Here is a 24,130-nt window from a genome sequence, read left to right as displayed (position 1 = left end):
GTCAGATGACGCGTCTTTCCCGTGCCTCCGTGATGGCGGCGGTCCGGGTGCCCACCCCGAGCTTCTGGTAGATGTGCACCAGATGCGTCTTCACGGTGGCCTCGGAGATGAAGAGCATCTTGGCCAGCTCGCGGTTGCTGGCGCCGGTCTCCAGGGCCTGCAGGATCTCGATCTCGCGGGGGGACAGCGCCTCGGTGGGGCGGCTCATGCGCTCGGCGAGGGCGCCGGCGACCTCGGGGGCGAGGGTGCGGCGGCCGGCGGCGGTGGCCACGACGGCGTCGTGAAGCGCCTGCTCAGGGGCGTCCTTGAGCAGGTAGCCGAGAGCTCCGGCCTCGACAGCGGCGACGATGTCGGCCTGCGTGTCGTAGGTCGTGAGGATGAGGACGGGTGGACCGTCCGCGGCCCGGAGGCGGCGGGTGGCGGTGATGCCGTCCATGCCGGGCATCTGGATGTCACAGACGACGACGTCGACGTCCTCGCGCGTCGCCTCGAGCGCGGCTGTGCCGTCGGCCCCCTCCGCCACGACGGTGATGTCGGGGAAACCGTCGAGGATGGTGCGCAGGCCGGCGCGGACGACGGGGTGGTCGTCGATGAGCATGACGCGGATCATGAGGGCTCCTTCTCTGAGGTCAGGGGGATGTGGACGGCCGCGGCCGTGCCGTCGGAGTCGGACTCGATGAGCAGTTCGCCGCCGACGGCCGCCACGCGGGACTCCAGGCCGCGCAGCCCGTAGCCGTGGGCGCCGGAGAAGCCGCGGCCGTCGTCGATGACGTCGAGGGTGACCTCGGTGTCCCACACCGCGTAGGTCACCACGGCGCGCGTCGCCCCGGCATGCTTCACGACGTTCGCCAGCAGCTCCCCCGCCGCCCGCGTCACCGCGCGCGCCACCGGTTCGGGCAGCTCCCGGTCCGTGTCCCCGGAGAGCTGCAGCTCGATGCTCAGCGGCTCCCCGAGCGCCTCCTGGCGGGCCAGGGTGCGGTGGATGAGGTGGCGCACCGCCACCGGCACGGGCTCCCCCGGGGCGGCGAGGTCACGGACGAAGCGGCGGGCCTCCCCCAGGCTGTCGGAGGCCTGGTCCTCGATGGTGCGGACCTGCCGGAGAGCGGCCTCGAGGTCACCCCGCTCGAGGCTGCCGCGCACGGCGCGGCTGACCAGCACGATGGAGCTCAGCTCCTGGGCGACGGTGTCGTGGATCTCGCGGGACAGACGTTCGCGCTCCTCGAGGCGGCCCGCCTGGTGCTCGGAGGCCGCCAGCTCCTCCTGCGTGGCCCGCAGGTCGTCGGCGACGGCCCGGTGGTGGGCGGCCTCCCGGTGCAGGGCCACGTACGTCCAGTAGATCGCCACCGCCAGGACCGTGCCGATGAGCGGCCCCACCGCCGAACCGGCCGTCCACTCCCCCGGGTGCAGCTTGGCGGGCACGAAGGCCGCGATGCCCCACAGCACCGTCGCCGCCACCACCCCGAGCGTGCGGGGAAGCAGGTGCAGGAACAGCAGGACCAGCGGGAACAGCAGCCACACGAAGGTGATGGACACCGCCACCAGCGCATGCCACAGCAGCGTCACCACGGCGAGCCACCACCACACGACCCCGCGGGGAGGCGTGGAGACACTGTGCTCCCACACCGTGCCCACCACGTAGACCAGCGCCAGCGTCACCGTCAGGGGCAGCACCGGGGTCGTCGCCGCGCGCGCCGGGTCCTCCCACAGGAACAGCACCACACCCAGGCCCAGCAGGAACGCGAAGAGCACGTGCAGACCGACGCGGAGGGAGCGGAGCAGGGTGATCACACCTCCGACCGTAGCCGCCACCCGGTCGGGTGGGCATCAACCGACCGGTTGAGCGGTTTTTCGGGCGGCAGGCCGATGGAATCCGGGTCCCGCGCCGGAAGCATGGGGGTCACTGCAACAGAAAGGACCCGACATGTTCCTCGGTATCCGGGACATCGTCCACGCCCGCGGCCGTTTCGCACTGATCGGCTCGGTCGTGGGCCTCATCACCCTGCTGCTCGTCATGCTCACCGGGCTGACCGGCGGCCTCGGCGCGCAGAACGTCTCCGCCCTGCGCTCCCTGGACCCCGACCGCGTGGTCTTCGCCTCGGAGGAGCCCTCCTTCACCGAGTCGCGCGTCACCGCGGCGGACGTCGCCGCCTGGGAGAAGATCGACGGCGTCACGTCCGTCCGCGCCCTCGGCGCGGTGCAGACCCGCATGGAAACCGGCACGACGCAGGCCGTCGCCGTGCTCGGACTCCCCGACGCGACCCCGGGGGCGGTGCTCTCCGAGTCGCTTCTCGACGCCACCCCCGGCACAGTCCTCCTCGGCGGCCAGGAGGTGCCCGTCGTCGGCACCACGGCCGACGAGCACTATTCCCACTCCCCCGTCGTGTGGGTCGACACCGCCACCTGGCAGGCCATCGCCCGTGACGAGGCCGTCGGCACGGCCCTGCTCGTGGAGGGGGACGCTGACTGGGAGGCGGCGTCGGCAAGCACGGGGATGACCGCGGTGACCCTGCGGGACTCCTTCAGCGGACTGGCGTCCCACCAGTCGGAACAGGGGTCGCTGCAGACGATGCAGGGCTTCCTCTACGGCATCTCCGCGCTGGTGACCGTCTCCTTCCTCACCGTCTGGACCATCCAGCGCACCCGCGACCTGTCCATCCTGCGCGCCCTCGGCGCGACGCCCGGCTACCTCGTGCGGGATGCGCTGGGGCAGGCGTCGATCATCCTCGCCGTCGGCGTCGGTGCCGGGGCGCTGGCCGGCTGGGCCCTGGGCACCCTCGCCGGGCAGGCCGTGCCGTTCGAACTGTCCACACTGACCGTCGCCGGTCCGGCACTCGGGATCTGGGTGCTCGGCATCGCCGGCGCGTTCCTGGCCACCCGTCGGGTCGCGAAGGTCGACCCGCTCATCGCACTCGGAGGAAACGGATAATGACCCTCACCCTCGACCACATCACCCTCACCTACCCCGACGGCCTCACCGAGGTCACCGCAGTCGACGACGTCTCGCTCACCCTCCGCCCCGGCGAGTTCACCGCCCTCGTCGGTGAGTCGGGCTCCGGCAAGTCCTCCCTCCTGGCCGTCGCCGCCGGACTGCAGGAGCCGACGTCCGGCACCGTGCGTGTCGACGGCACCCGTGGCCTCATCTTCCAGCAGGCCAACCTGCTGGGTTCGCTCACCGTCCGCGAGCAGCTGCTCATCACCGACCACATCCGGGGTCTGCGGGGGCGGGCCCTGCGCGAGCGGGCCCCGCGTGCCGACGAGCTCCTCGCCCGCGTCGGACTCGCCGGCTTCGGGCAACGCCGCATGGGGCAGCTCTCCGGCGGCCAGCGTCAACGCGTGAACATCGCCCGCGCCCTCATGGGTGATCCCGCGGTCCTCCTGGCCGATGAACCGACGTCGGCACTCGACTCCGCGCTCTCCCGCGAGATCATCGACCTGCTCGCCGGGATCACCCGCGAATCCGGCACCGCCACCGTGGTGGTCACCCACGACACCACGCTTCTCGACGCCTTCGACCACGTCGTCGAGATGCGCGACGGCCGCCTCCGGGAGGCTCTCCCGGCGTAGAAGACTCAGAGCTTCCGGGCGGCCTCCATCGCCGCCCTGACCCGCGACACACAGTTCCCGAGGTAGTCCTCCTGTGCCACGCGGGTCTCGTCGATGAACACCTTGATCACCGGTGTGCTCGGGGTGAAGTCGGGGGAACGCAGGAGGATGTCCCACCCTCCGTCGGCGGAGTCATAACCGATGAAGTACTCGCCGGCGACCTTGCTCAGCGGGGTGGCGATCCGGGCGGGAGGAGCGATTTTCGGGTACATACCCCGAGGGTAGGTCAGACGCGCCCGGCGGTGTCCGACTCCCTGCCATGATGGGGGCATGGACCGACCCTCCGAACTGCAGGCCCGCCGCCTCGTCGCGCAGGGCCTGCACTCCCCCGTCCGCACCGCCGCCGAGGTCGCCCGCTGGATGCTCGGCGTCCAGGGGCAGACGTACGCGGCCGGCATCCGGGCGCTGTCCCTGCGGGGCCCGCATGACGACGCCGCCGTCCTCGCCGCCGTCGACCGGCACGAGGTGGTGCGTGCCTGGCCGATGCGTGGGACCCTCCACTTCCTCCCCGCCGAGGACGCCCGCTGGATGATGCGGCTGTGCGGGCCGCGGGTGGCCCGTGCGCAGCAGCAGCGACGCCCCGGCCTGGGGCTCAGCGAACCGGACGTCGCCGTCGCGCGGAAGGCACTGCACGCGGCCCTGCGCCGCGGCCCCCTCACCCGGCCGGAGGTCTACGAGGTGTTCCGCGCCGCCGGAGTGGACCCGACGGAGGGCCGGGGCCCGCACCTGGTCCGCGCCCTCGGCGGCGAGGGGGACGTCGTGCAGGGCCCCCGGCAGGGGTCGGTGGAGACGTTCGTGCACGTCGACGACCTACCCGTGGCACAGCGTGAACTGGAGGGCGACGAGGCCCTCGCCGAGCTGGGCACCCGCTACCTGCACTCGCACGGGCCGGCGTCGGTGAAGGACCTCGTGTGGTGGGCGGGGCTCACGGTGGCGCAGGCGCGCCGGGCGGTGGCGCTGGCCCGCGATGTCGTCCCCTTCGGCTCCGGCGGCGAGGAGGACTGGATGGGGGAGTGGCAGCTCGACGTGCCCGCTGCAGAGCTTGAGGCGGCCCTGGCGGCGACGTATGAACTCCCCGCCTTCGACGAGATCCTGCTGGGTTACGCCGACAAATCCCTCATCCTGCCCGAAAAACTGCGCCCGCAGGTTCTGACCAAGAACGGTCTGAGCTGGCCTTTCATTTTGCGGGGCGGCACCATCACCGGCCGGGCCTGACAGTGGGGGTGATCCATCATGGGGTACATGCAGCCCTACGGGCCGGAGCACTGGGTGGCACTGCTCGTCATCGCGGTGGCCACCCCGGTGCTCGTGCGGGCCGCCCGGCGGGGCAGTGACCACTGGATCACCGTCGCCGGCTGGCTCCTCCTCGCGGTGTCCGTCGCCTGGGCCCTGTGGGACATGCGGCCCTCCGTCTTCGATCTCCGGCGTTCCCTGCCCCTGCACCTCTCGGACCTTGCACGGCTGACCGCCTCCCTCGCGCTGGTCACCCGCCAGGCACGCTGGATCGCGCCGACCTACTACTGGGGTCTGACCCTCAACGTCCAGTCCATCGTCACCCCGGACCTCGGCTGGGCGGCCGTGGCCATGCTGGTCAACGTCGCCACCGGCTCCAACTACGGCTACCTCAACGGCACCCCGCCCGGACCCTCGCTTCTCGACGTCATGGGCCCCTGGCCCCGCTACCTGTTCGTCGGTGCCGGCCTCCTCGTCGGCGGCTGGGCGGCTGCCCTGACCTGGCCGTGGGTTGTTCTGCGAAAGCGCAGGTCAGGGTAGGAAAAGAGTGCGCAGCTGCGCACTGTACGACGTGGCTTCGAGACGGCCGACGCGGGGCGGGTCACCTGACGGTATGCCCGGAGGAAACCCCAGGTCACCGGCCATAAAGAGTGCGCAGCTGCGCACTCCTGACCGGAGAAATGACGAAGCACCGGGAGTGAGCGCGACACTGCCTCCCCGGTGCTTCGCCGGACTGTGGGACCTACTTGTTCCAGTTGGCGTAGGTGGTGTTCTCCTTCTCGACGAGCGTCAGCACGTCGTAGGACGCGACCAGCTCGTCGTTCTGGTTGAACAGCTGCGCGTCCCAGCAGACCTCGCCGTAGTCGTCGGTGACGCGCGGGGTGATGCGCTTGGCGGTCAGCTCGATGCGGACGGAGTCGTCGTAGGTGACCGGGGTGATGAAGCGCAGGTTCTCCAGGCCGTAGTTGGCCAGGACCGGGCCCGGGGCGGGCTCGACGAACAGACCGGCGGCCCAGGAGACCAGCAGGTAGCCGTGGGCGACGCGACGCGGGAAGAACGGGTTGGCCATGGCGGCCTCCTCGTCGACGTGCGCGTAGAAGGTGTCGCCGGTCTTCTCGGCGAACTCGATGATCTCCTCGAGGGAGACGTGGCGCAGGTCGGAGGCGAACTGGTCGCCGATCTGCAGGGTGGCCAGGTCCTTGCGGAACGGGTGCTCGGCGGTGCCGGCCTCGACGTCGGCACGGGTGACCTTGTTGACCTTGGCGCCGCGGACCCACTCGCCGGTGATGGCGGTCAGGTGGTCCGGGGTGCCCTGGATGGCGGTGCGCTGCATGTAGTGCTTGACGCCGCGGATGCCGCCGAGCTCCTCGCCGCCGCCGGCGCGGCCTGGGCCACCGTGGACCAGGTGGGGGAGCGGGGAGCCGTGGCCGGTGGAGGTCTTGGCGTCGTCACGGTCGAGGAAGTGCAGGCGGCCGTGGAACGCACCGATGTTGTGGGCGTAGGTGGCGGCCAGCTCCGGGGAGTGGGTGATGACGGAGGCGACGAGGGAGCCCTTGCCGCGGGCGGCCAGGCGCAGGGCGTCGTCGGTGTCGGTGTAGCCGATGACGGAGACGACCGGGCCGAAGGCCTCGACGTCGTGGACGGCGTCGGTGTCGGCGTCCTCGAAGGTGAGGATGGTCGGTGCGAAGAAGGCGCCCTCGAGCTGGTCGGAGCCGCCGGTGACGACCTTGCCGCCGGCGGCGACGAGCTTGTCGACGGCTGCCGCGACGTCGGCACGCTGGTCGACGGAGACGAGCGGGCCCATGGTGGCCTCACCGCTGCGCGGGTCACCCGGGACGATCTTGTCGTTGACGCGGGCGGCGAGAGCCTCGGCGACGGTGTCGACGAGTGCGGTCGGGACGATGGCGCGACGGACGGCGGTGCACTTCTGGCCGGCCTTGGCGGTCATCTCGATGAACAGGGCCTTGATGTAGGCCTCGAACTCGGGGGAGTCCTCGGTGACGTCCTCGCCGAGGATGGCGGCGTTGAGGGAGTCGGCCTCGGCGGTGAAGCGGACGCCGTTCTTCAGGACGTTCTCGTGGGAGCGCAGGGTCGCGGCGGTGGCGGCGGAGCCGGTGAAGGCGACGTGGTCGCGGTGGTCCAGGTGGTCCAGCAGGTCACGGGCGGAGCCGGAGATGAGCTGCAGGGAGCCCTCCGGGAGGATGCCGGACTCGAGCATGAGACGCACGGCGGCGGCGGTGACGTAGCCGGACGGGGTGGCCGGCTTGACCAGGGTCGGCATGCCGGCGATGAAGGACGGCGCGAACTTCTCGAGCATGCCCCAGACCGGGAAGTTGAAGGCGTTGATCTGCACGGCGACGCCCGGGAGCGTGGTGTAGATGTGGGTGCCCAGGAAGGAGTTGTCGCGGGAGAGGATCTCGGTCGGGCCGTCGATGATGATGTGGCCGTTCGGCAGCTCGCGGCGACCCTTGGAGGAGTAGACGAACATCGTCTGGATGCCGCCGTCGATGTCGATGCCGTTGTCGCGCTTGGTGGCGCCGGTCTTGTAGGCGAGCTCGTAGAGCTCCTCCTTGTGCTCACCCAGGTAGAGGGCCAGCTCCTTGAGCTTCAGGGCGCGCTCGTGGATGGTCAGTTCGCGCAGGTTGCGCTGGCCGACCTCGCGGGCGTACTCGATGGCGCCGGCCAGGTCGAGGCCCTCGGTGGAGACGGTGGCGACGATCTCGCCGGTGGAGGCGTCGGCCACCTCGGTCACGCGGGAGGGGTTCTCGGGGGTGACCCAGGCGCCGGAGAGGTAGCTGGGGACGAGGGTGTCGGTGAGGGTGGACATCGGGGTCCTTTCCTGGAGGTTTATTTAATGACCGAACGGACGGTCGGGATTTCAGGCCAGTATAATCAAGATCACATTTCCCACAAGGCCTACAGAGGAGAAGACCGTGGAACCGTGGACAATTCAGCTGGGTGAACTGGACCGCAAGATGGGCGTCGAGGTGCTCGAACAGTCCCCGGAGAGGGTCGTCGCCACCATGCCGGTCGACGGCAACCGGCAGTCACTGGGGCTGCTGCACGGCGGTGCGATGGTCGCCATCGCGGAGGCCGTGGGCTCCTGGGCGGCCGTCATCCACGCGTCGACGATGGGGAAGGTGGCTGTCGGCGTGGACATCAACGCCACCCATCACGCGTCCGGTCACACCGGGATCGTGACCGCCACCGCCACCGCCATCCGCCTCGGCCGGACGCTGACCTCGCATGAGGTGCTGGTCACGGACGAGAGCGGGCAGCGGCTGTGCACGGCGCGGATCACCAACGCGATCGTCGAGAAGAAGCGCTAGCTGTAGTCGTAGAAGCCCTTGCCGGACTTGCGACCAAGCTCGCCGCGCTCGACCATGTCGCGCATGAGCTGCGGCGGGGCGAAACGGTCGCCCAGGGTGGAGGACAGGTACTCGGCGATGCCGAGACGCACGTCCAGGCCGACGATGTCGGTGAGCGCCAGCGGGCCGACCGGGAACTTGTAGCCCAGGACCATCGCGTTGTCGATGTCCTGCGGGCTCGCGACGCCCTCCTCGACCATGCGGATCGCCTCGAGGGCGATGCACACGCCGAGACGGGAGGAGGCGAAGCCCGGGGCGTCCTTCACGACGATCGGGGTCTTGCCCAGCGCCTCCACCCAGCCGCGGGCCTCGTCGACGAGGGCGTCCGGGGTGGTGTCGGCGACGACGATCTCGACCAGCTTGGAGGCCGGGACCGGGTTGAAGAAGTGCAGACCGATGACGTCGTTGTCGACGGTCAGCGCCAGATCGGAGACGGACAGGGAGGAGGTGTTCGTCGCGATGACGGCCTCCGGGGAGGCCTCGGCGATCTTCTTGAACGAGGAGATCTTGAGGTCCATCGACTCCGGCACGGCCTCGACGACCAGCGGCAGGCCGGCGAAGGCGTTCGTGTCGGTGGTGACGGTCAGGCGGGACAGCCACTCCTCGCGGGTGCCCTCGGCACCACGCTTGAGGGAACCGTCGACGTCGTTGCTGATGCGCTCCGCGGCGGCGGCCACGGCCTCGTCGTTGATGTCGACGACGGTGACCTCCGCGCCGGCGGCGAGGAAGGAGTGGGCGATTCCGGCGCCCATGCGGCCACCGCCGAGGACACCGACCTTCTGGGGAACAGTCATTTCTTACTTCTTCTTTCGGTCGAGGAAGGCCTGCATGCGGTCGAACTTGGCGTCCGACTCGAAGAGGATGGCCTGGGCGATGTTGTCGACGGCCGGGTGGGCCGCCGCCGGCATGGCCATCACCTGCTTGGAGATGCGCACCGCCAGCGGGTCGAGCGCGGCGATGCGGTCGGCGTAGGCGTGGGCGGCGTCGAGAAGCTCAGCCGGTTCGGCGAGCTCGGTGACGAGGTGCGCGGCGGCGGCCTCCTCACCGGAGAGGATGCGGCCCGCGAGGAGGATCTCCTTCGCGATGGCCTCGCCCACCAGCGCCTTGATGCGCCACAGACCACCGGCGGCGGCGATGATGCCGAGGTTGGCCTCTGGCTGGCCGAACTTCGCGGCCGGCGTGGAGATGCGGAAGTCCGCGGCCAGCGCCAGCTCGAGCCCGCCGCCGAGGGCGTAGCCGTCGACGGCGGCGATGACCGGCATCGGCAGCTGGGAGATGCGGTGGAAGATGGTGTTGTTGATGCCGCGCAGCGCGTCCTCCCGGCGACGCTCACGCAGCTGCGCGATGTCGGCGCCGGAGGCGAAGATGCCGCGGCCGTTGTGCTCGCACCCGGTGATGATGAGGATCTTCGGCTCGCGCTCGAGGAACTCGCACACGGCGTGCAGCTCGGAGACCATCTGGTCGTCGATGGCGTTGCGCACCTCGGGGCGGGTCAGCTCGACGACGAGGCGGTCACCGCGGTCGGTGACGGTCAGTGCCTGGAAATCTGCGAACACGTCTAGACCCTCTCGATCGCGATGGCCGAACCCTGGCCCACACCGATGCACAGGGTGGCGATGCCGCGCTGGCCGCCCTCCTGCTCGAGACGGTTGAGCAGGGTGATGGTGATGCGGGAACCGGAGGAACCCAGCGGGTGACCCAGCGCGATGGCGCCGCCCCACGCGTTGACCTTGTTCTGGTCCAGCTCCAGCTCGCGGATCACCGCGAGGGACTGGGTGGCGAAGGCCTCGTTGATCTCGACGGCGTCGACGGAACCGAGGTTCCAGCCGGCGCGCTCGAGCACCTTGCGGGTCGCCGGGATCGGGCCGAGGCCCATGACCTCCGGGGCGAGGCCCGCGTTGGCGTTCGCGACGACCCTGGCGCGCGGCCGGAGCCCGTACTTCTCGACGGCCGCCTCGCTCACCACGAGGATCGCGGAGGCACCGTCGTTGAGGGTGGAGGAGTTGCCGGCGGTGACGACCTCGCCACCCTTGACGACGGGGCGGAGCTTCGCCAGGACCTCCGGGGTGGTGCCGGGGCGCGGACCCTCGTCGGTGTCGACGAGCGTGACGTTGCCCTTCCGGTCGGTGATCTCGACGGGGACGATCTCGGAGCGGAAGTGGCCGGCCTCGATGGCCGCCAGGGCGCGGGCCTGGGACTGGACGGCGAAGGCGTCGGCGTCGGCGCGCGAGATGTCGCAGACGCGCGCGACCTCCTCCGCGGTCTCCGGCATGGAGTACGTCATCTTGTCCTGGGCGGCGAACTTCGGGTTGACGAAGCGCCAGCCGATGGCGGTGTCGAAGGCCTCACCGGGCTTCGCGAAGGCGGTCGTCGGCTTCTCGACGACCCACGGGGCCCGCGACATCGACTCGACGCCACCGGCGACGACGACGTCGGCCTGGCCGGACTCCACCAGGGCGGTGGCCATGGCGATGGCCGACATGCCGGACGCGCAGAGACGGTTGACGGTGATGCCCGGGACGGTGTCCGGGTAGCCCGCCAGCAGCCAGGCCATGCGGGCGACGTTGCGGTTCTCCTCACCGGCGCCGTTGGCGTTGCCGAGGATCACCTCGTCGACGGCCGCCGGGTCGATGCCGGCGTCCTCGATGACGGCCTTGATGGTCAGCGCCGCGAGATCGTCGGGACGCACGGACGACAGTGCGCCGCCGTAACGGCCGACCGGGGTGCGGCGGCCTGATACCAGGTATGCAGTGGTCACTGGCTGCTCTTTCTGTAGTTCTAGTTACCGGTGAAGACGGGCTTGCGCTTCTCGTTGAACGCGGCGAAGCCCTCGAGGTAGTCGGCGGAGGAGCACAGCTCGCCCTGGGCGACGTTCTCGTCCGCGACGGACTCCCACAGGCCGCGACGGTTGTCGCGGATGTCCTGCACGAGGGTGCGGCTGGTCAGGAACGCGCGGGTCGCGCCGTTGGCGGCCCGACGTGCCTTCTCGCGGGTGAACTCCACGAGCTCCTCCGCCGGGAGGGCGCGGGAGAACAGGCCGGCGGTGACGGCCTCGGCACCGGAGATCATGTCCCCGGTGACGATGAGGTCCATCGCCCGGTGCGCACCCAGACGCTCGACGAACAGGGAGTGCCCGCCGGAGTCGAGGGTGGCGCCCAGGTTGGCGAAGGGGGAGCCGAAGGTCGCGTCCTCGGCCACGTAGACGATGTCGCAGGCGATGGCCAGGCCCAGCCCGACACCCAGGCACACGCCGTGGACGGCGCCGAAGGTCGGGGCGGGGAAGGTGCTCATCTGCTGCAGCACCGGCGTGACCTTGTTGGCCAGGTAGTCGGTGGCGTCGTCGTCACGCGGGTCGAGACCGCGGATGTTGCGTCCGGCGCAGAAACCGCGGCCCTCGCCACGCAGCACCAGGGCGCGGACACCACGGTCGGCGGCCTCGGTGTAGACGTCGGAGAGCTCCTGCAGATCCGCCTCGGTCAGCGAGTTCAGTGCCTTCGGGTTGTTGAGGACAACCTCGGCGACGTTGTCCTCGATGTGGAGATCAATCACGGTGTGGGTCCTCTAGGCGTCGTAGTCGACGGTGATCTTGTCACCGGTGGCGCGGGTCTGACAGGTCAGGACGTAGCCCTGGGCGACCTCGTCGGGCTCCAGCGCGTAGTTCTCGTCCATCTCGAACTCGCCCTCGATGACCTTGGCGCGGCAGGTGCCGCAGACACCGCCGGCGCAGGCGAAGGGGACGTCCGGGCGCGCGCGCAGGGCGGCGTTGAGGATCGTCTCGTTCGCGGAGACCGGGGACTCGATGGAACCGGACAGGCCGTCCAGCTTGAAGGAGACGGTGATGTTGCGGCCGTGCGGGTCGACGACGACCGGACGGCCGGTGTTGCCCTGGCCCGGGCCGTCCTGCGGCTTACCGGTGGAGAACAGCTCGAAACGGACGTTGTCGCTGCTCACGCCACGGCTGTCGAGCTCGTCGCGGACCAGCTGGACCAGCTCGAAGGGTCCGCAGAGGAACCACTCGTCGGTCTCGTCGGTGCGGATGACCTTGTCCAGGAGGAGGGAGAGCTTCTCGTCGTCGATGCGGCCGGAGAACAGCGGGTTGACGCGCTGCTCACGGGACAGGACGTGGTGCACCGCGAAACGGGTCGGGTACTTGTCCTTGAGGTCGCCGATCTCCTCGGCGAACATGACGTCGCCGCCGCCCTTGTTGGCGTAGACCAGCTCGAAGGTCGCGGACCTGGAGCCCGACAGCAGGGCCTGCGCGATCGACATGATCGGGGTGATGCCGGAGCCCGCGGCGATGGCGACCAGGTGCGGGGCACCATCGACGTCGGCCAGCTCGTCCTTGAGCAGCTCCTGGGCGTCGTTGAGGGAGGTGACGTGGACACGCGAGGTGAAGGCACCCTGCGGGTTCATGACCTCGATGACGGTGCCCGGCTCGAGCTCGTCGTTGGCCCAGGTGGAGAAGACGCCACCGAGGTCGCGCTTGATGGCGACGCGGATGACGCCCGGGCGCGGGATGTCACAGATCGAGTACGAACGACGGACCTCCTGGCCGTCGATGTCGGCACGCAGCGCGACGTACTGACCGGGGACGTAGTCGTAGTCCTCACGAAGCTCTTCCGGGACCTCGAAGCTGACCTCGACGGCGTTGTCGGTCAGGCGACGGACCTCAGAGACCTGCAGCGGGTTGAACTTGGCCTTTTTCTTGGTGGGAGCGGTCATCAGTGCACCTTGAAGTAGTCGAAGGGCTCGAGGCAGTCCTCGCAGGAGTACAGGGCCTTGCAGGAGGTCGAGCCGAATTGGGCGATGTTTTTGGTCCGGGTCGAGCCGCAGCGCGGGCACGGGACCGGGGGCGGGGGAGCGAGGGTGAGCTTGATCGGACCCTGACGGGGGTCGCCGGCAGCGTGCACGGGCGGCGCGATGCCGTAGTCACGCAGCTGCTCGCGACCCTCCTCGGTGATCCAGTCGGTGGTCCAGGCGGGCTGGAGCACCAGGTCGACGCGGGAGTTCTCGTAGCCGGCGGCGACGAGCGCCTCCTCGACCTCACGCGTGATGTGGTCCATGGCCGGACATCCGGAGTAGGTCGGGGTGATCGTCACCACCGCAGTGCCGTCGATGATGGCGGCGTCGCGAAGAATGCCCAGGTCCGCGATGGAGATCACGGGGATCTCCGGGTCGGGCACGCTGGCGGCGGTGTCCCAGACCTTGGCGGCCTCAGGATCGGTGGGACGCAGGGGATGGGTGGTCACGACTTTCCTCCTTCGGATGTGCGGGTGGTCTTACCAGGTGGCGCCGGGGTGCTTGCGGGCGAAGACCTGCAGCTCGGCGAGGATGTAGGCGCGCAGCTCGGAGAAGCGGCCCGTGCGCTGGCCGGACATGGCCTGCGGGGTCTGCGGGATCTCCAGCTCGGCGGTGTCGAGCACGTGCTTGATGCGCTCGTCGAACTCGGCGCGGAGGCTCGACGGCAGGACGGCGATGCCCTGCTCGGCGAGGCGGGTGTGCAGCTCCAGGTCCTCGAACAGCTCATCGACGTAGGGCCACATGTAGAACAGGCCCTCCTCGATGCGGTGCTTGGACAGCTCGGTGCCCAGGCTGAGACGCAGAACCCACTGGTTCGCGTGGTCGACGTGGTACTCGACCTCCTTGACGGCCTTCGCGGCGATGGCGGCGAGGGTCTCGTCCTTGGAGTCCAGCAGGGCCGTGTACAGGCCGAGCATGTAGTACGAGGCGATCAGCTGACGGGCGATGGTCTGGCCGAAGTCACCGTTCTCCTGCTCCATGAGGCGGGCGGAGCGGAACTCCTCCTCCTCGCGGAAGTAGGCGAGGTCGTCCTCGGTCTTGTCCCACGCGGTGCCGGCGTAGGAGTACAGGAAGCGGGTGTGGCCGATCAGGTCCAGTGCGATGTTGGCGAGGGCGATGTCCTCCTCCATCTCCGGCGCACGGGAGATCCACCAGCTCAGGCGCTGGCCGAGCATGAGGGCGTCATCGCCCAGCATGGCGGCGTAGGCGGCGACGTCCTCGCTGGCCTTGGCGCCGAGGCCCTGGACGTCCTCGGCGGTGAGGGAGTCACCCTGGGTCTGGCGGGTGGCGGAATCAACGGTTGCGAAGCTGCTCACAGGTGCGGCACCCCTTCAGACTTCTCGTAGTAGGTGGCGTGGCGGTAGTTCTTGCCGGAGGCCGACTCGAAGAAGCCGCCCTTGGAGTCCGGGTCGGAGGCGGTGACGGCCTCGGTGGGGACGACCCACACGGAGGTGCCCTCGTTGCGACGGGTGTACAGGTCGCGTGCGTTACGCAGGGCCATGGTGGCGTCCGGGGCGTGCAGGGAGCCTGCGTGGACGTGGGACAGACCGCGGGAGCTTCGGACGAAGACCTCCCACATGGGCCAGTGCTGCTGGTCAGACATTTCTGATGTGCTCCTTGATGTGTGGGGGCGTGTTAGGCGATGAGCTGGGAGTCGGAGGACTGGTACTTCTCGGCGTAGGCGGCTGCGGCCTCGCGGACCCAGGCACCCTCCTCGAAGGCCTGGCGGCGACGCTGCATGCGCTGGACGTTGCAGGGGCCGGCGCCCTTGATGGCGGAGTAGAACTCGGCCCAGTCGAGCTCGCCGAAGTCGTAGTGGCCGCGCTCCTCGTTCCACTTGAGGTCCGGGTCCTCGAAGTGGAGGCCCAGGGCCTCGGCCTGCGGGACGATCATGTCGACGAAGCGCTGGCGCAGCTCGTCGTTGGAGAAGCGCTTGATCTTCCAGTCCATGGACTGCTTGGAGTTCGGGGAGTCGTTGTCCGGCGGGCCGAACATCTGCAGTGCCGGGCCGTAGAAGCGGTTGATGGCCTCCTGTGCCATCTGCTTCTGCTCCGGGGTGCCGTGGGAGAGCTCGTAGAGGATCTCCCAGCCCTGGCGCTGGTGGAAGGACTCCTCCTTGCAGATGCGGACCATGGCGCGGCCGTAGGGTGCGTAGGACGCACGGCACAGCGGGACCTGGTTCGCGATGGCGGCACCGTCGACGAGCCAGCCGATGGCTCCGATGTCGGCCCAGGTGCGTGCCGGGTAGTTGAAGATCGAGGAGTACTTGGCGCGACCCTCGAGCAGCTGGTCGACGAGCTCGTCGCGGCCGGTCTGCAGGGTCTCGGCGGCCGAGTACAGGTAGAGGCCGTGGCCGGCCTCGTCCTGGACCTTGGCGATGAGGATGGCCTTGCGCTTCAGGGAGGGCGCGCGGGTGATCCAGTTCGCCTCCGGCTGCATGCCGATGATCTCCGAGTGTGCGTGCTGGGAGATCTGACGGGTCAGGGTCTTGCGGTATGCGGCAGGCATCCAGTCGGTGGGCTCGATGCGGGAGTCTTCCGCGATGAGGCGGTCGAAGTTCTCCTGCCCGGCCGCATCGGCGGGGGAGAGGTTTTCGGTGGCGGTGGTCATCGGTGATCCTTCGTTCGGGTGAAGTTCGACAACGGTCTCGTCGGCATTTAATTACCGATCGTTCGGTCAGTATATGGGTGGGGTGTGATCCATGTCAATGGCGTAGATCACTTTCTTTCGGACGGGTGTGGTTTGGCGGGTGTCCGCTGCCCCCGTCAGATCGCTCTGACCACACGGGATGTGCCGCGGAACTCCGCGATGGGCTCGCCGTTGACGGTGAGCGTGACGTCGGTGATCCCGTTGCGTCCCCACACGCGACGCTCGACCGCGTGGCCCTCCACGACGTCGCCCTCGCGGGCGGGTGCGATGTAGTGGATGCCCACCTGGGCCGCGACCGCGATGTTGCCGGTGGAGTTGCAGGCGCCGGCGAACAGGGAGTCGGCGAAGGTGAAGAGGTAGCCGCCCTGGGCGGTGCCGTGGCCGTTGCACATGTCGGGGCGGATCGTGAAGTGGCCCCGGGCCTCGCCGTCGCCGATGTGGGTGATGACCATGCCCAGGCCCGCGGAGGCCAGATCCTCCTCGAACATGGTGCGGACGTGGTCGTACTTGGCTCCCTGGGCGACGCCGGGGGCGAGAAGCTGGGTCATGCTGAACTCCTGTGGGACTGGCGGAATGGTGTCGTCGGCGCAGGTCAGGGGCACGAGTGCCGCCTCCTGCCGCGGAAATACCGCCCGATCGGTCGGTATTGAGCGGTCAGTGTACGTGATGCGGGTCACTTTGTGTAGGAAATGCAATACAAGCTCTTTGTATGTGGTCACGTACACTCCCCCGTGCAGCACGGATCTGTTAAGGAGAGACATGTCCACTACCGTCACCCCGACCGGCTCGGGACGGGGTCGCCCCGGTTACGCCCGCGAGGACGTCATCCGCATCGCGGTGGAGGAGTTCAACGCCCGCGGCTACGAGGCGACCTCCATGGGGGCCCTCGCCGAGCGTCTCGGGCTGAGCAAGTCGGCGATCTACCACCACATCGCCTCCAAGGAGGAGATCCTCGTCGAGGCCACGGACAAGGCGCTCGAGGAGCTCACCGCCGTCGTCGAGGGTGCCCTCGCCGAGACCGCCGACCCGGTCGAGCAGCTGCGCCTGCTCATCGGCGGCACCACCCGCGTGCTGTGCGAGTACCCGGCCTACGTCCGGCTGCTGCTGCGTCTGCGCGGCAACACCGACGCCGAGCTCGCGATCATGGCCCGCCGCCGGGTGATCACCCGGGCGCTGGTGGACGTCGTCAAGCGGGCGCAGGAGGAGGGTTCCCTGCGCACCGACCTGGAGGCCGGCGTCGTCGCGCGCCTCATCTTCGGGATGATCAACTCGATCGTGGAGTGGTACAACCCCGAGGGCCGTTACGCGCCGGCGGATCTGGAGTCGATTACCCCCGAAATGGTTTTCACGGGAATCGTCCGGTCGCGGGCATAAACGGGGTGGGGTATCGGGTGGGTCGCGGCTCGGGGCCGTGACCTGCGGTTTTCCCTTTTCCGGGGGTAGTGGGGTAGGCGCAATGTGTGTCAGGACCCGACTTTCTTGGGCCAATGTGTTGCAAGTAACAGGTGTGAGGTTGTAATCTCCACCACATACTTGCCGACCGATTGGTCGGTTAGTAAATGGCATTCACATTTCTGCTAACCCACGGTCCCGGCCCCCATGCCGGTGTTCGACCGTAGGAAAGGAACACTCCGTGGCTTCCTCGACGGATATCACCTCCACGATCAACGGTCCCCAGACCAGCATCGAGTACGCCTCCCGCGATGAGCTGACCGCTCTGCAGACCGAGCGCATGAAGAACACCCTGCGCCACGCGTACTACAACGTCCCGCACTACCGTCGGGCCTTCGATGAGAAGGGCGTCCACCCGGACGACTTCAAGGAGCTCAAGGACATCTCCCTGTTCCCGTTCACGGACAAGGCCGTCCTCCGTGAGAACTACCCCTTCGGCATGTTCGCGGTCCAGAAGCACCAGATCGCCCGCATCCACGCCTCCTCCGGCACCACCGGCCGTCCCACCGTCGTCGGCTACACCCGCAACGACATCGAGAACTGGTCCAACCTGGTCGCCCGTTCCCTGCGCGCCGGCGGCGTCCGCCCCGGTGACCGCGTCCAGGTGACCTTCGGCTACGGCCTGTTCACCGGTGGCCTGGGTCTGCACTACGGCGTCGAGAAGCTCGGTGCCACCGCCATCCCGATGTCCGGCGGCCAGACCGACAAGCAGCTCGAGATCATGCGTGACTTCGAGCCGGACGCCATCGTCGGCACCCCGTCCTACATGCTCAACGTCCTCGACCGCATGCGCGCCAACGGCATGGACCCGCGCGACTCCTCCATCCGCGTCGGCATCTTCGGCTCCGAGCCGTGGACCGAGGGCATGCGCAAGGACCTCGAGGACGGCTTCGGCATCGACGCCACCGACATCTACGGCCTCTCCGAGGTCATGGGCCCCGGCGTCGCCCAGGAGTGCATCGAGACCAAGGACGGCCTCACCGTCTGGGAGGACCACTTCTACCCGGAGATCCTCGACCCGGAGACCCTGGAGCCGGTGCCGGACGGCGAGCTCGGCGAGCTGGTGATCACCCCGATCACCAAGGAGGCCTTCCCGGTCATCCGCTACCGCACCCACGACCTCACCCGTCTGCTGCCGGGCACCGCCCGCTCCATGCGTCGCCTGGACCGCATCAGCGCCCGCAACGACGACATGATCATCCTCCGTGGCGTCAACTGCTTCCCGACCCAGTTCGAGGAGCTCATCACCATGGACAAGAACCTCCGCCCGCGCTACCAGTGCGTCCTCACCAAGCGGGGCCGCATGGACCACCTGACCCTGGTCGTCGAGCATGCCCCGGGCCGCACCCCGGAGGAGATCAACTACTCGCAGTTCAACCTCCGCAAGCTCATCAAGGACCGCATGGGCGTCACCGTCGACGTCGACGTGGTCGACCAGGTCGACAGCGGCGAAGGCAAGGCCAAGCGCATCGTCGACAACCGCTGACCCCCAGCACCCCCTCTCCCCCTTCCCACAGAAAGCCCACCGCGATGACCAACGACACTCTCGCCTCCGGCGCCACCGGCACGGTCTCCACCACGGATCCGCAGCCGATCACCGCGGAGCACCGCCGTGTCCTCTCCGGCGCCATGGTCGGAACCACGATCGAGTGGTTCGACTTCTTCATCTACGCTCAGGCAGCGGCGCTCATCTTCGCTGCCCAGTACTTCAACCCCGCCTCCAACGAGTCCCCGACGATGGCCCAGATCATCTCCTGGGCGTCCCTGGGCATCTCGTTCCTCTTCCGCCCCCTGGGTGCGATCATCGCCGGCCACCTCGGCGACCGTCTCGGTCGTAAGCCGGTCCTCGTCATCACCCTGCTGGGCATGGGCGGCGCGACCGTGGCCATGGGCCTTCTGCCCACCTACGCGCAGATCGGCATCGCCGCCCCGGTGATCCTGGTCTTCCTGCGTATCCTGCAGGGCCTGTCCGCAGGTGGTGAGTGGGGCGGCGCCGCCCTGCTGGCCGTCGAGCACGCGCCGGTCCACCGCCGCGGCTACTTCGGTGCCTTCCCGCAGGTCGGCGTCCCGGCCGGCATGCTGCTGGCCACCCTGTTCATGCTGGTCCTCTCCGCGACCCTGAGCACCGAGCAGTTCGAGTCCTGGGGCTGGCGTATCCCGTTCGTCTCCTCCCTCGTCCTGATCGTCATCGGCTTCCTCATCCGTCGCCTGGTCGAGGAGTCCCCGGTCTTCTCCGAGCTGGAGGAGCTGAAGAAGAAGTCCTCCGCACCGCTGTCCAAGCTGTTCAAGGAGCACTCCGGCAAGGTCGCCCTGGCCGCCTTCATCTTCGCGGGCGTCAACGCCGCGGGCTACCTGGCCATCGCGTACATCGTCTCCTACGGCACCAAGGTCGTCGGTTACGACCGCACCACCACCCTGGCCGTCACCGCCGCCACGGCGATCTCCTGGATCGTCGCGACGCTGGTCTTCGGTGCTCTGTCCGACACCCTGGGCCGCAAGCAGGTCTTCGCCCTCGGTTACATCGGTTCCATCCTGTGGGCCATCCCGACCTGGCTGCTCGTCGACACCGGCAACGTCGCGCTGTTCATCATGGCGATGGTCGTCCTCGGCATCCTGCTCGGTTCCACCTACGGCCCGCAGTCTGCGCTGTACGCCGAGATGTTCCCGGCTGAGGTCCGCCTCTCCGGTGTCTCCATCGGCTACGCCATCGGTTCCATCATCGGTGGTGCCTTCGCCCCGATGATCGCCACGATGCTGCTCGAGGGCACCGGCACCTCCCTCTCCATCGGCATCTACATCGCGGTGGTCTCCCTCATCTCGCTCATCGCGGTCTTCATGGTCCCGAAGGGCATTCAGGGCAAGTCCCTGCACTAGCTCCACCCCGGTCGCAGAAACCGCGTCACCCCTCGTGGGTGGCGCGGTTTTCCGCTTGTCGACGCCCCCGTGACAGCCGTGCCGTCGCCTGCGGCACCGCCTCCGCGATCCGGGAGGCCGAGGTCGGTGCGGGCCCGTCGGGGGTCTGCGCGGACAGCCACGTGGCCACCCCGTGGACCGCCACCGCCTCCACGACGCCGGGCATCCCGGCGCGGGCGATCCACGCCCCCGCGATCCCGGCGAGCACGTCCCCCGAGCCGGGCGTCGCGGCCCAGGAGGAGCCGGCGTCGACGGTGACGATCCGCCCGCCGGTCCACAGGATCGTGCGGCGGCCCTTGAGCAGCACCTCACACCGCAGGTCCTCCGCCAGCGCCTGCACCGCCCCGAGGGGGTCGGCGGTGACGTCCGGCAGGCCGCCGACGGCGTCGGCCAGGCGGCGGAACTCGCCGGCGTGCGGGGTGAGCAGGGTGTCCCCCTCCCGCGCCCGCAGCGCGGAGCGCAGCTCCGGGGAGCGGGCGAGGAGGGTGATCGCGTCGGCGTCGACAAGCAGCGGTTCGGGGCGGGCCAGCAGCTCCTCGAGCTCGGACGCGTCCTCGCCGCGGCCGGGTCCGACGACCCACGCCTGCACCCGGCCGGTGTCCGCCACCGTGGCGGAGATGACCACCTCCGGCACCGCCCGGACGACGTCACGCCCCAGCGGGCCGACGTACCGGACCATCGCACTGGTCGCACGCACGGCCCCCAGGGCGGTGAGCACCGCGGCCCCCGGGTACGTCCCCGACCCCGCGCACAGGCCGACCACCCCGCCGCTGTACTTGTCGTCCCCCGCGCCGGGTTCGAGCGGCCCCGACCACTCCGGCGTGTGCGGCGCGTGGAGCGGCAGCGGCCAGTCCCGGGAGGGGGCCAGCGCGCGCAGGACCAGCACATACGGGGAACGGCCCTCGAGCACCTCGCGGGCCAGCGCGTCACCCAGGGAGTCCTCCCCGTTCGCGATGTCGGCCACGAGGATCTCACCGCACGCGTTGCCCACCGCGTGCGCGAGGCGTAGACCACCGAACGTCACGGTGACGTCGGCGGTGACGTGGTGCTCCGGCAGGGCACCGGTGTCGGCGTCCACGCCCGAGGGGACGTCGACCGCCAGGACCGGGATCGCCTCCTCCCGGGCCCGCCGCAGCCAGGCCCCCAGTTCCGGGGAGAGACCGCCCGCGCCGCCGATGCCGAGGACGCCGTCGATGATGAGGTCCCCCGCGGGCTGCGGCGGCAGGTGACGCACGACGACACCGCCGGCCTCCTCGAAGGCCGCCAACGCCCGCTCGTGCACGCGCCCCTCCCGGCCGAGGAGGATCGCGTGGACACCTCGGCCACCGTGGGAGGCCGCGAGCTCCGCCCCCGCGTAGAGCGCGTCACCGCCGTTGCCCCCGGCGCCGACCAGCAGGCAGACCTCCGGCGCCTCCACGTCGCTGAGCAGCGCGTCCGCCGCGACGGCCACCGCGTGGGCCGCCTGGCGCATGAGGTGGTCAGGTTCCGGTTGGGCGTCGAGAAGCACCTGTTCGCAGGCACGGATCGTGGCGACCGGATGGGCGAGGCTGCGCGACGTCATGCCCTCAGGCTAGTCACCGTCCTGACACGAGGGGCACCAGAAGAGATTGCGGCCCTCCAGCACCCGGTGGCACACCGGCGTGCCGCACACGTAGCAGGGCAGCCCGGCGCGGCGGTAGACGTACACCTCGCCGCCGTGGTCGTCCTTCCGGGGCGCCCGCCCCATGGCCTCCGGGGTGTGGATCTCCCGCACCGTGTCGATGCGCCCCGACTCCACCCCCTCCGCCATGAGCCCCACCAGGTCGAGCCAGATGCTGTCGAACTCGGCCTTCGTCAGCTGCGCACCCGGCAGGAACGGGGAGATCCCCAGGCGAAACAGCGTCTCCGCGCGGTAGATGTTGCCCACCCCGGCGAAGAGCCTCTGGTCCATCAGCAGCGAGCCGATCGTGCGCCGCGACCGCCGGATCCGCGGCCACAGGACCTCCGGGTCGGCGTCGGGACGGATCGGGTCCTCACCCGACCGTGCCCGGATCTGCGCGTACTCCTCCTCCGTGATGAGCCGGCACCACTGCGGCCCCCGCAGATGCGCCGCCACGTCCCCGGCGCGGATCCGCAGCCGGATCTGCCCCGCCTGCTCCCCGGCCGGCTCGAACCGCAGCTGCCCGATGAGCCCCAGGTGGATGTAGACGATGTGCTCCGGGTGGGGTGCGTCGAACTCGATGAACAGATGCTTGCCGACGGCCTCGGCCCGGACGATCCGGTGGCCGTCGAGAAGCGCCGCCTCGGCGGAGAAACGACCCTGCGGGGACGTGACCTCCAGTGCGTCGCCGGTGAACCCCGCGTTCAACTCACGGGCGAGACGATGGATGACATGACCTTCAGGCATGCCGAACAGTCTAACGGTGGGCTGTCAGCGCAGGTGCGCACCGTCAGGCCAGGTGAGACGCGTGGAGGAAGCTGCGCAACCCGGGGCGGGTAAGGTCAGTGCAGTCAGATCCACGAACCCAGGGGAACACGCATGCCGCACAGGATCGGATTCGATCGCGAACGTTACATCCAACTGCAGTCGGAGCACATCAACGCCCGCCGCTCGGAGATCGGCGGCAAGCTCTACCTCGAGATGGGCGGCAAGCTCTTCGACGACATGCACGCCTCCCGCGTCCTGCCCGGCTTCACTCCGGACAACAAGATCGCCATGCTCGAGCGGATCAAGGAGGACGTCGAGATCATCGTCTGCCTCAACGCCAAGGACCTCGAACGCCAGAAGGTCCGCGCCGACCTCGGCATCCCGTACGAGGAGGACACCCTCCGCCTCATCGACGTCTTCCGGGAGCGGGGCTTCCTCGTGGAGAACGTCGTGCTCACCCAGCTCACCGACGACAACCCCATCGCCCACGCCTTCATGGAGCGCCTCCAGCGCCTGGGCCTCAAGGTGCACCGCCACCGTGTCATCCCCGGCTACCCGACCGACACCCGCCGCATCGTCTCCGAGCAGGGCTTCGGCGTCAACGACTACGTCGAGACCAGCCGTGACCTGGTGGTCGTCACCGCGCCGGGCCCCGGCTCCGGCAAGCTCGCCACCTGCCTGTCGCAGGTGTACCACGAGTACCAGCGGGGCGTGAAGGCCGGCTACGCCAAGTTCGAGACCTTCCCCATCTGGAACCTCCCCCTCGAGCACCCCGTCAACCTCGCCTACGAGGCCGCCACCGCCGACCTCGACGACATCAACGTCATCGACCCCTTCCACCTCGCCGCCTACGGCCGGCAGGTCACCAGCTACAACCGCGACGTCGAGGTCTTCCCCCTCCTGCGCACCCTCCTGGAGACCCTCGCCGGGGAGAGCCCCTACCAGTCGCCCACCGACATGGGCGTCAACATGGTCGGACACTGCATCTCCGACGACGAGATCTGCCGCGAGGCCTCCCGTCAGGAGATCGTGCGCCGCTACTACAAGGCACTTGTCGACGAACGCCGTGAGGACCTCGACGACGTCGTCTCCTCCCGCATCGGCATGATCATGTCGAAGGCACGCACCACCGTCGAGGACCGCCGCGTGGTCGCCCCCGCCCTGGCCGTCGCCCACCAGACCGGCGAGCCGGGCTCCGCGATCGAACTCGCCGACGGCACCATCATCACCGGCAAGACCACCCCGCTGCTGGGCTGCTCGGCCGGCATGCTGCTCAACGCCCTCAAGCACCTCGCCGGCATCGACCGGGAGCTGCACCTGCTCTCCCCCGAGTCGATCGAGCCGATCCAGACCCTCAAGACGGAGCACCTCGGCTCCCGCAACCCGCGCCTGCACACCGACGAGGTGCTCATCGCCCTGTCCGTGTCCGCCGCCGGCAGCGACGACGCGCGCCGGGCCCTGGCCGAGCTGAAGAACCTCCGCGGCTGCGAGGTCCACACCACCACCATCCTCGGCTCGGTGGACGAGGACATCTTCCGCAACCTGGGCGTGCTCGTCACCTCCGAGCCAGAGTACTGGCGCAAGTCGCTGTACCGGAAGCGGTAGGGGGTATTCGACTGAGGGCATCAACCGGGTGCGCCGGACCGGCCTCCCGACTGATGCCCCGGCTCAAATACCCCTGATCGGAGGCCACGCCCCGCAGGAC

The 24,130-nt window shown here is 69.3% G+C and carries 25 protein-coding genes; 9 read left to right on the top strand and 16 right to left on the bottom strand.

The genetic code is table 11. From position 1 onward, the window contains the following. Position 1: 1 nt before the first annotated feature. Both B842_RS12775 and B842_RS12770 read right to left on the bottom strand, forming a co-directional pair. Positions 2–610, bottom strand: coding sequence for a response regulator (locus B842_RS12775; protein WP_040087082.1), 609 nt, complete (start codon positions 608–610; stop codon positions 2–4). Next, the gene (locus tag B842_RS12770; RefSeq protein ID WP_082028472.1) at positions 607–1,788 is read right to left on the bottom strand and encodes a sensor histidine kinase; all 1,182 of its coding nucleotides are present in this window, start codon (positions 1,786–1,788) and stop codon (positions 607–609) included. Before B842_RS12770 ends, B842_RS12775 begins: the two co-directional genes overlap by 4 nt. A gap of 133 nt (positions 1,789–1,921) precedes the next feature. On the opposite strand from B842_RS12770, the gene B842_RS12765 reads away from it, so the two are divergent. Both B842_RS12765 and B842_RS12760 read left to right on the top strand, forming a co-directional pair. Beyond that, positions 1,922–2,926, top strand: coding sequence for an ABC transporter permease (locus B842_RS12765; RefSeq protein ID WP_040087080.1), 1,005 nt, complete (start codon positions 1,922–1,924; stop codon positions 2,924–2,926). Continuing rightward, positions 2,926–3,564 carry an ABC transporter ATP-binding protein gene (locus B842_RS12760; protein ID WP_040087078.1) on the top strand — a complete coding sequence of 213 codons (639 nt, stop codon included), beginning with the start codon at positions 2,926–2,928 and terminating at the stop codon, positions 3,562–3,564. The genes B842_RS12765 and B842_RS12760 overlap by 1 nt, the downstream gene beginning before the upstream one ends. A gap of 5 nt (positions 3,565–3,569) precedes the next feature. Here B842_RS12760 and B842_RS12755 read toward each other — a convergent pair whose 3' ends face one another. Continuing rightward, entirely contained in the window at positions 3,570–3,815 is a 246-nt protein-coding gene (locus B842_RS12755) for a hypothetical protein (protein WP_040087077.1), read from the bottom strand. Positions 3,816–3,873: 58 nt separating this feature from the next. Here B842_RS12755 and B842_RS12750 point away from each other — a divergent pair, with 58 nt between their 5' ends. Both B842_RS12750 and B842_RS12745 read left to right on the top strand, forming a co-directional pair. Then, a complete protein-coding gene (locus B842_RS12750) occupies positions 3,874–4,818 on the top strand; it encodes a winged helix DNA-binding domain-containing protein (RefSeq protein WP_040087076.1) in 945 nt (314 codons plus the stop codon). 18 nt (positions 4,819–4,836) lie between these two features. Further along, complete coding sequence (locus B842_RS12745; protein WP_040087074.1) at positions 4,837–5,376, top strand: YwaF family protein; 540 nt, start codon at positions 4,837–4,839, stop codon at positions 5,374–5,376. Positions 5,377–5,578: 202 nt separating this feature from the next. Here B842_RS12745 and paaZ read toward each other — a convergent pair whose 3' ends face one another. Then, positions 5,579–7,663, bottom strand: coding sequence for a phenylacetic acid degradation bifunctional protein PaaZ (paaZ, locus tag B842_RS12740; RefSeq protein ID WP_040087073.1), 2,085 nt, complete (start codon positions 7,661–7,663; stop codon positions 5,579–5,581). 148 nt (positions 7,664–7,811) lie between these two features. Here paaZ and B842_RS12735 point away from each other — a divergent pair, with 148 nt between their 5' ends. After that, entirely contained in the window at positions 7,812–8,165 is a 354-nt protein-coding gene (locus B842_RS12735) for a PaaI family thioesterase (RefSeq protein WP_082028528.1), read from the top strand. Here the strand turns inward: B842_RS12735 and B842_RS12730 are convergent. From B842_RS12730 to paaI, 10 genes are all read right to left on the bottom strand, one after another. After that, positions 8,162–8,998, bottom strand: a complete 837-nt coding sequence (locus B842_RS12730; RefSeq protein ID WP_040087071.1) for a 3-hydroxyacyl-CoA dehydrogenase family protein — start codon at positions 8,996–8,998, stop codon at positions 8,162–8,164. The genes B842_RS12735 and B842_RS12730 overlap by 4 nt on opposite strands. A gap of 3 nt (positions 8,999–9,001) precedes the next feature. Further along, a complete protein-coding gene (locus tag B842_RS12725) occupies positions 9,002–9,760 on the bottom strand; it encodes an enoyl-CoA hydratase/isomerase family protein (protein WP_040087069.1) in 759 nt (252 codons plus the stop codon). A 2-nt stretch (positions 9,761–9,762) separates the two neighbouring features. After that, positions 9,763–10,962: a thiolase family protein gene (locus B842_RS12720; RefSeq protein WP_040087068.1), complete on the bottom strand. Its 1,200-nt coding sequence runs from the start codon at positions 10,960–10,962 to the stop codon at positions 9,763–9,765. Positions 10,963–10,982: 20 nt separating this feature from the next. Further along, entirely contained in the window at positions 10,983–11,753 is a 771-nt protein-coding gene (locus B842_RS12715) for an enoyl-CoA hydratase/isomerase family protein (RefSeq protein WP_040087066.1), read from the bottom strand. Between the two features lie 12 nt (positions 11,754–11,765). Continuing rightward, positions 11,766–12,926, bottom strand: a complete 1,161-nt coding sequence (paaE, locus tag B842_RS12710; RefSeq protein ID WP_040087065.1) for a 1,2-phenylacetyl-CoA epoxidase subunit PaaE — start codon at positions 12,924–12,926, stop codon at positions 11,766–11,768. Continuing rightward, the gene (gene paaD / locus B842_RS12705; RefSeq protein ID WP_040087064.1) at positions 12,926–13,453 is read right to left on the bottom strand and encodes a 1,2-phenylacetyl-CoA epoxidase subunit PaaD; all 528 of its coding nucleotides are present in this window, start codon (positions 13,451–13,453) and stop codon (positions 12,926–12,928) included. Before paaD ends, paaE begins: the two co-directional genes overlap by 1 nt. A gap of 30 nt (positions 13,454–13,483) precedes the next feature. Beyond that, complete coding sequence (gene paaC / locus B842_RS12700; RefSeq protein ID WP_040087062.1) at positions 13,484–14,320, bottom strand: 1,2-phenylacetyl-CoA epoxidase subunit PaaC; 837 nt, start codon at positions 14,318–14,320, stop codon at positions 13,484–13,486. Further along, on the bottom strand, positions 14,317–14,607 hold the full coding sequence (gene paaB, locus B842_RS12695; protein WP_040087060.1) for a 1,2-phenylacetyl-CoA epoxidase subunit PaaB: 291 nt from the start codon (positions 14,605–14,607) through the stop codon (positions 14,317–14,319). The genes paaC and paaB overlap by 4 nt, the downstream gene beginning before the upstream one ends. A gap of 32 nt (positions 14,608–14,639) precedes the next feature. After that, on the bottom strand, positions 14,640–15,614 hold the full coding sequence (gene paaA, locus B842_RS12690; RefSeq protein ID WP_040087058.1) for a 1,2-phenylacetyl-CoA epoxidase subunit PaaA: 975 nt from the start codon (positions 15,612–15,614) through the stop codon (positions 14,640–14,642). Positions 15,615–15,769: 155 nt separating this feature from the next. Next, positions 15,770–16,201, bottom strand: coding sequence for a hydroxyphenylacetyl-CoA thioesterase PaaI (gene paaI / locus B842_RS12685; RefSeq protein WP_040087057.1), 432 nt, complete (start codon positions 16,199–16,201; stop codon positions 15,770–15,772). Positions 16,202–16,412: 211 nt separating this feature from the next. On the opposite strand from paaI, the gene B842_RS12680 reads away from it, so the two are divergent. From B842_RS12680 to B842_RS12670, 3 genes are all read left to right on the top strand, one after another. Further along, positions 16,413–17,027 carry a TetR/AcrR family transcriptional regulator gene (locus B842_RS12680; RefSeq protein ID WP_040087056.1) on the top strand — a complete coding sequence of 205 codons (615 nt, stop codon included), beginning with the start codon at positions 16,413–16,415 and terminating at the stop codon, positions 17,025–17,027. A gap of 259 nt (positions 17,028–17,286) precedes the next feature. Then, the gene (locus B842_RS12675; protein ID WP_040087055.1) at positions 17,287–18,591 is read left to right on the top strand and encodes an AMP-binding protein; all 1,305 of its coding nucleotides are present in this window, start codon (positions 17,287–17,289) and stop codon (positions 18,589–18,591) included. Positions 18,592–18,635: 44 nt separating this feature from the next. Next, complete coding sequence (locus tag B842_RS12670) at positions 18,636–19,979, top strand: MFS transporter (RefSeq protein ID WP_040087053.1); 1,344 nt, start codon at positions 18,636–18,638, stop codon at positions 19,977–19,979. 25 nt (positions 19,980–20,004) lie between these two features. Here B842_RS12670 and B842_RS12665 read toward each other — a convergent pair whose 3' ends face one another. Both B842_RS12665 and B842_RS12660 read right to left on the bottom strand, forming a co-directional pair. After that, positions 20,005–21,579: a bifunctional ADP-dependent NAD(P)H-hydrate dehydratase/NAD(P)H-hydrate epimerase gene (locus B842_RS12665; protein WP_052437950.1), complete on the bottom strand. Its 1,575-nt coding sequence runs from the start codon at positions 21,577–21,579 to the stop codon at positions 20,005–20,007. A 9-nt stretch (positions 21,580–21,588) separates the two neighbouring features. Further along, the gene (locus B842_RS12660) at positions 21,589–22,404 is read right to left on the bottom strand and encodes an Fpg/Nei family DNA glycosylase (protein WP_040087052.1); all 816 of its coding nucleotides are present in this window, start codon (positions 22,402–22,404) and stop codon (positions 21,589–21,591) included. A 132-nt stretch (positions 22,405–22,536) separates the two neighbouring features. On the opposite strand from B842_RS12660, the gene B842_RS12655 reads away from it, so the two are divergent. Beyond that, positions 22,537–24,030 carry a DUF1846 domain-containing protein gene (locus B842_RS12655; protein ID WP_040087051.1) on the top strand — a complete coding sequence of 498 codons (1,494 nt, stop codon included), beginning with the start codon at positions 22,537–22,539 and terminating at the stop codon, positions 24,028–24,030. Positions 24,031–24,130 lie beyond the last annotated feature (100 nt).

Origin of the sequence: Corynebacterium humireducens NBRC 106098 = DSM 45392, assembly GCF_000819445.1 — a bacterium.
Lineage (GTDB): Bacteria > Actinomycetota > Actinomycetes > Mycobacteriales > Mycobacteriaceae > Corynebacterium > Corynebacterium humireducens.
This window is presented reverse-complemented; position numbering and strand designations above follow the sequence as displayed.

Coding starts and splice junctions, on each gene's coding strand:
- B842_RS12775 (WP_040087082.1), bottom strand. CDS start 610: ATGATCCGCGTCATGCTCATCGACGACCACCCCGTCGTCCGCGCCGGC.
- B842_RS12765 (WP_040087080.1), top strand. CDS start 1,922: ATGTTCCTCGGTATCCGGGACATCGTCCACGCCCGCGGCCGTTTCGCA.
- B842_RS12760 (WP_040087078.1), top strand. CDS start 2,926: ATGACCCTCACCCTCGACCACATCACCCTCACCTACCCCGACGGCCTC.
- B842_RS12755 (WP_040087077.1), bottom strand. CDS start 3,815: ATGTACCCGAAAATCGCTCCTCCCGCCCGGATCGCCACCCCGCTGAGC.
- B842_RS12750 (WP_040087076.1), top strand. CDS start 3,874: ATGGACCGACCCTCCGAACTGCAGGCCCGCCGCCTCGTCGCGCAGGGC.
- B842_RS12745 (WP_040087074.1), top strand. CDS start 4,837: ATGGGGTACATGCAGCCCTACGGGCCGGAGCACTGGGTGGCACTGCTC.
- paaZ (WP_040087073.1), bottom strand. CDS start 7,663: ATGTCCACCCTCACCGACACCCTCGTCCCCAGCTACCTCTCCGGCGCC.
- B842_RS12735 (WP_082028528.1), top strand. CDS start 7,812: ATGGGCGTCGAGGTGCTCGAACAGTCCCCGGAGAGGGTCGTCGCCACC.
- B842_RS12730 (WP_040087071.1), bottom strand. CDS start 8,998: ATGACTGTTCCCCAGAAGGTCGGTGTCCTCGGCGGTGGCCGCATGGGC.
- paaE (WP_040087065.1), bottom strand. CDS start 12,926: ATGACCGCTCCCACCAAGAAAAAGGCCAAGTTCAACCCGCTGCAGGTC.
- paaB (WP_040087060.1), bottom strand. CDS start 14,607: ATGTCTGACCAGCAGCACTGGCCCATGTGGGAGGTCTTCGTCCGAAGC.
- paaA (WP_040087058.1), bottom strand. CDS start 15,614: ATGACCACCGCCACCGAAAACCTCTCCCCCGCCGATGCGGCCGGGCAG.
- paaI (WP_040087057.1), bottom strand. CDS start 16,201: ATGACCCAGCTTCTCGCCCCCGGCGTCGCCCAGGGAGCCAAGTACGAC.
- B842_RS12680 (WP_040087056.1), top strand. CDS start 16,413: ATGTCCACTACCGTCACCCCGACCGGCTCGGGACGGGGTCGCCCCGGT.
- B842_RS12670 (WP_040087053.1), top strand. CDS start 18,636: ATGACCAACGACACTCTCGCCTCCGGCGCCACCGGCACGGTCTCCACC.
- B842_RS12665 (WP_052437950.1), bottom strand. CDS start 21,579: ATGACGTCGCGCAGCCTCGCCCATCCGGTCGCCACGATCCGTGCCTGC.
- B842_RS12660 (WP_040087052.1), bottom strand. CDS start 22,404: ATGCCTGAAGGTCATGTCATCCATCGTCTCGCCCGTGAGTTGAACGCG.
- B842_RS12655 (WP_040087051.1), top strand. CDS start 22,537: ATGCCGCACAGGATCGGATTCGATCGCGAACGTTACATCCAACTGCAG.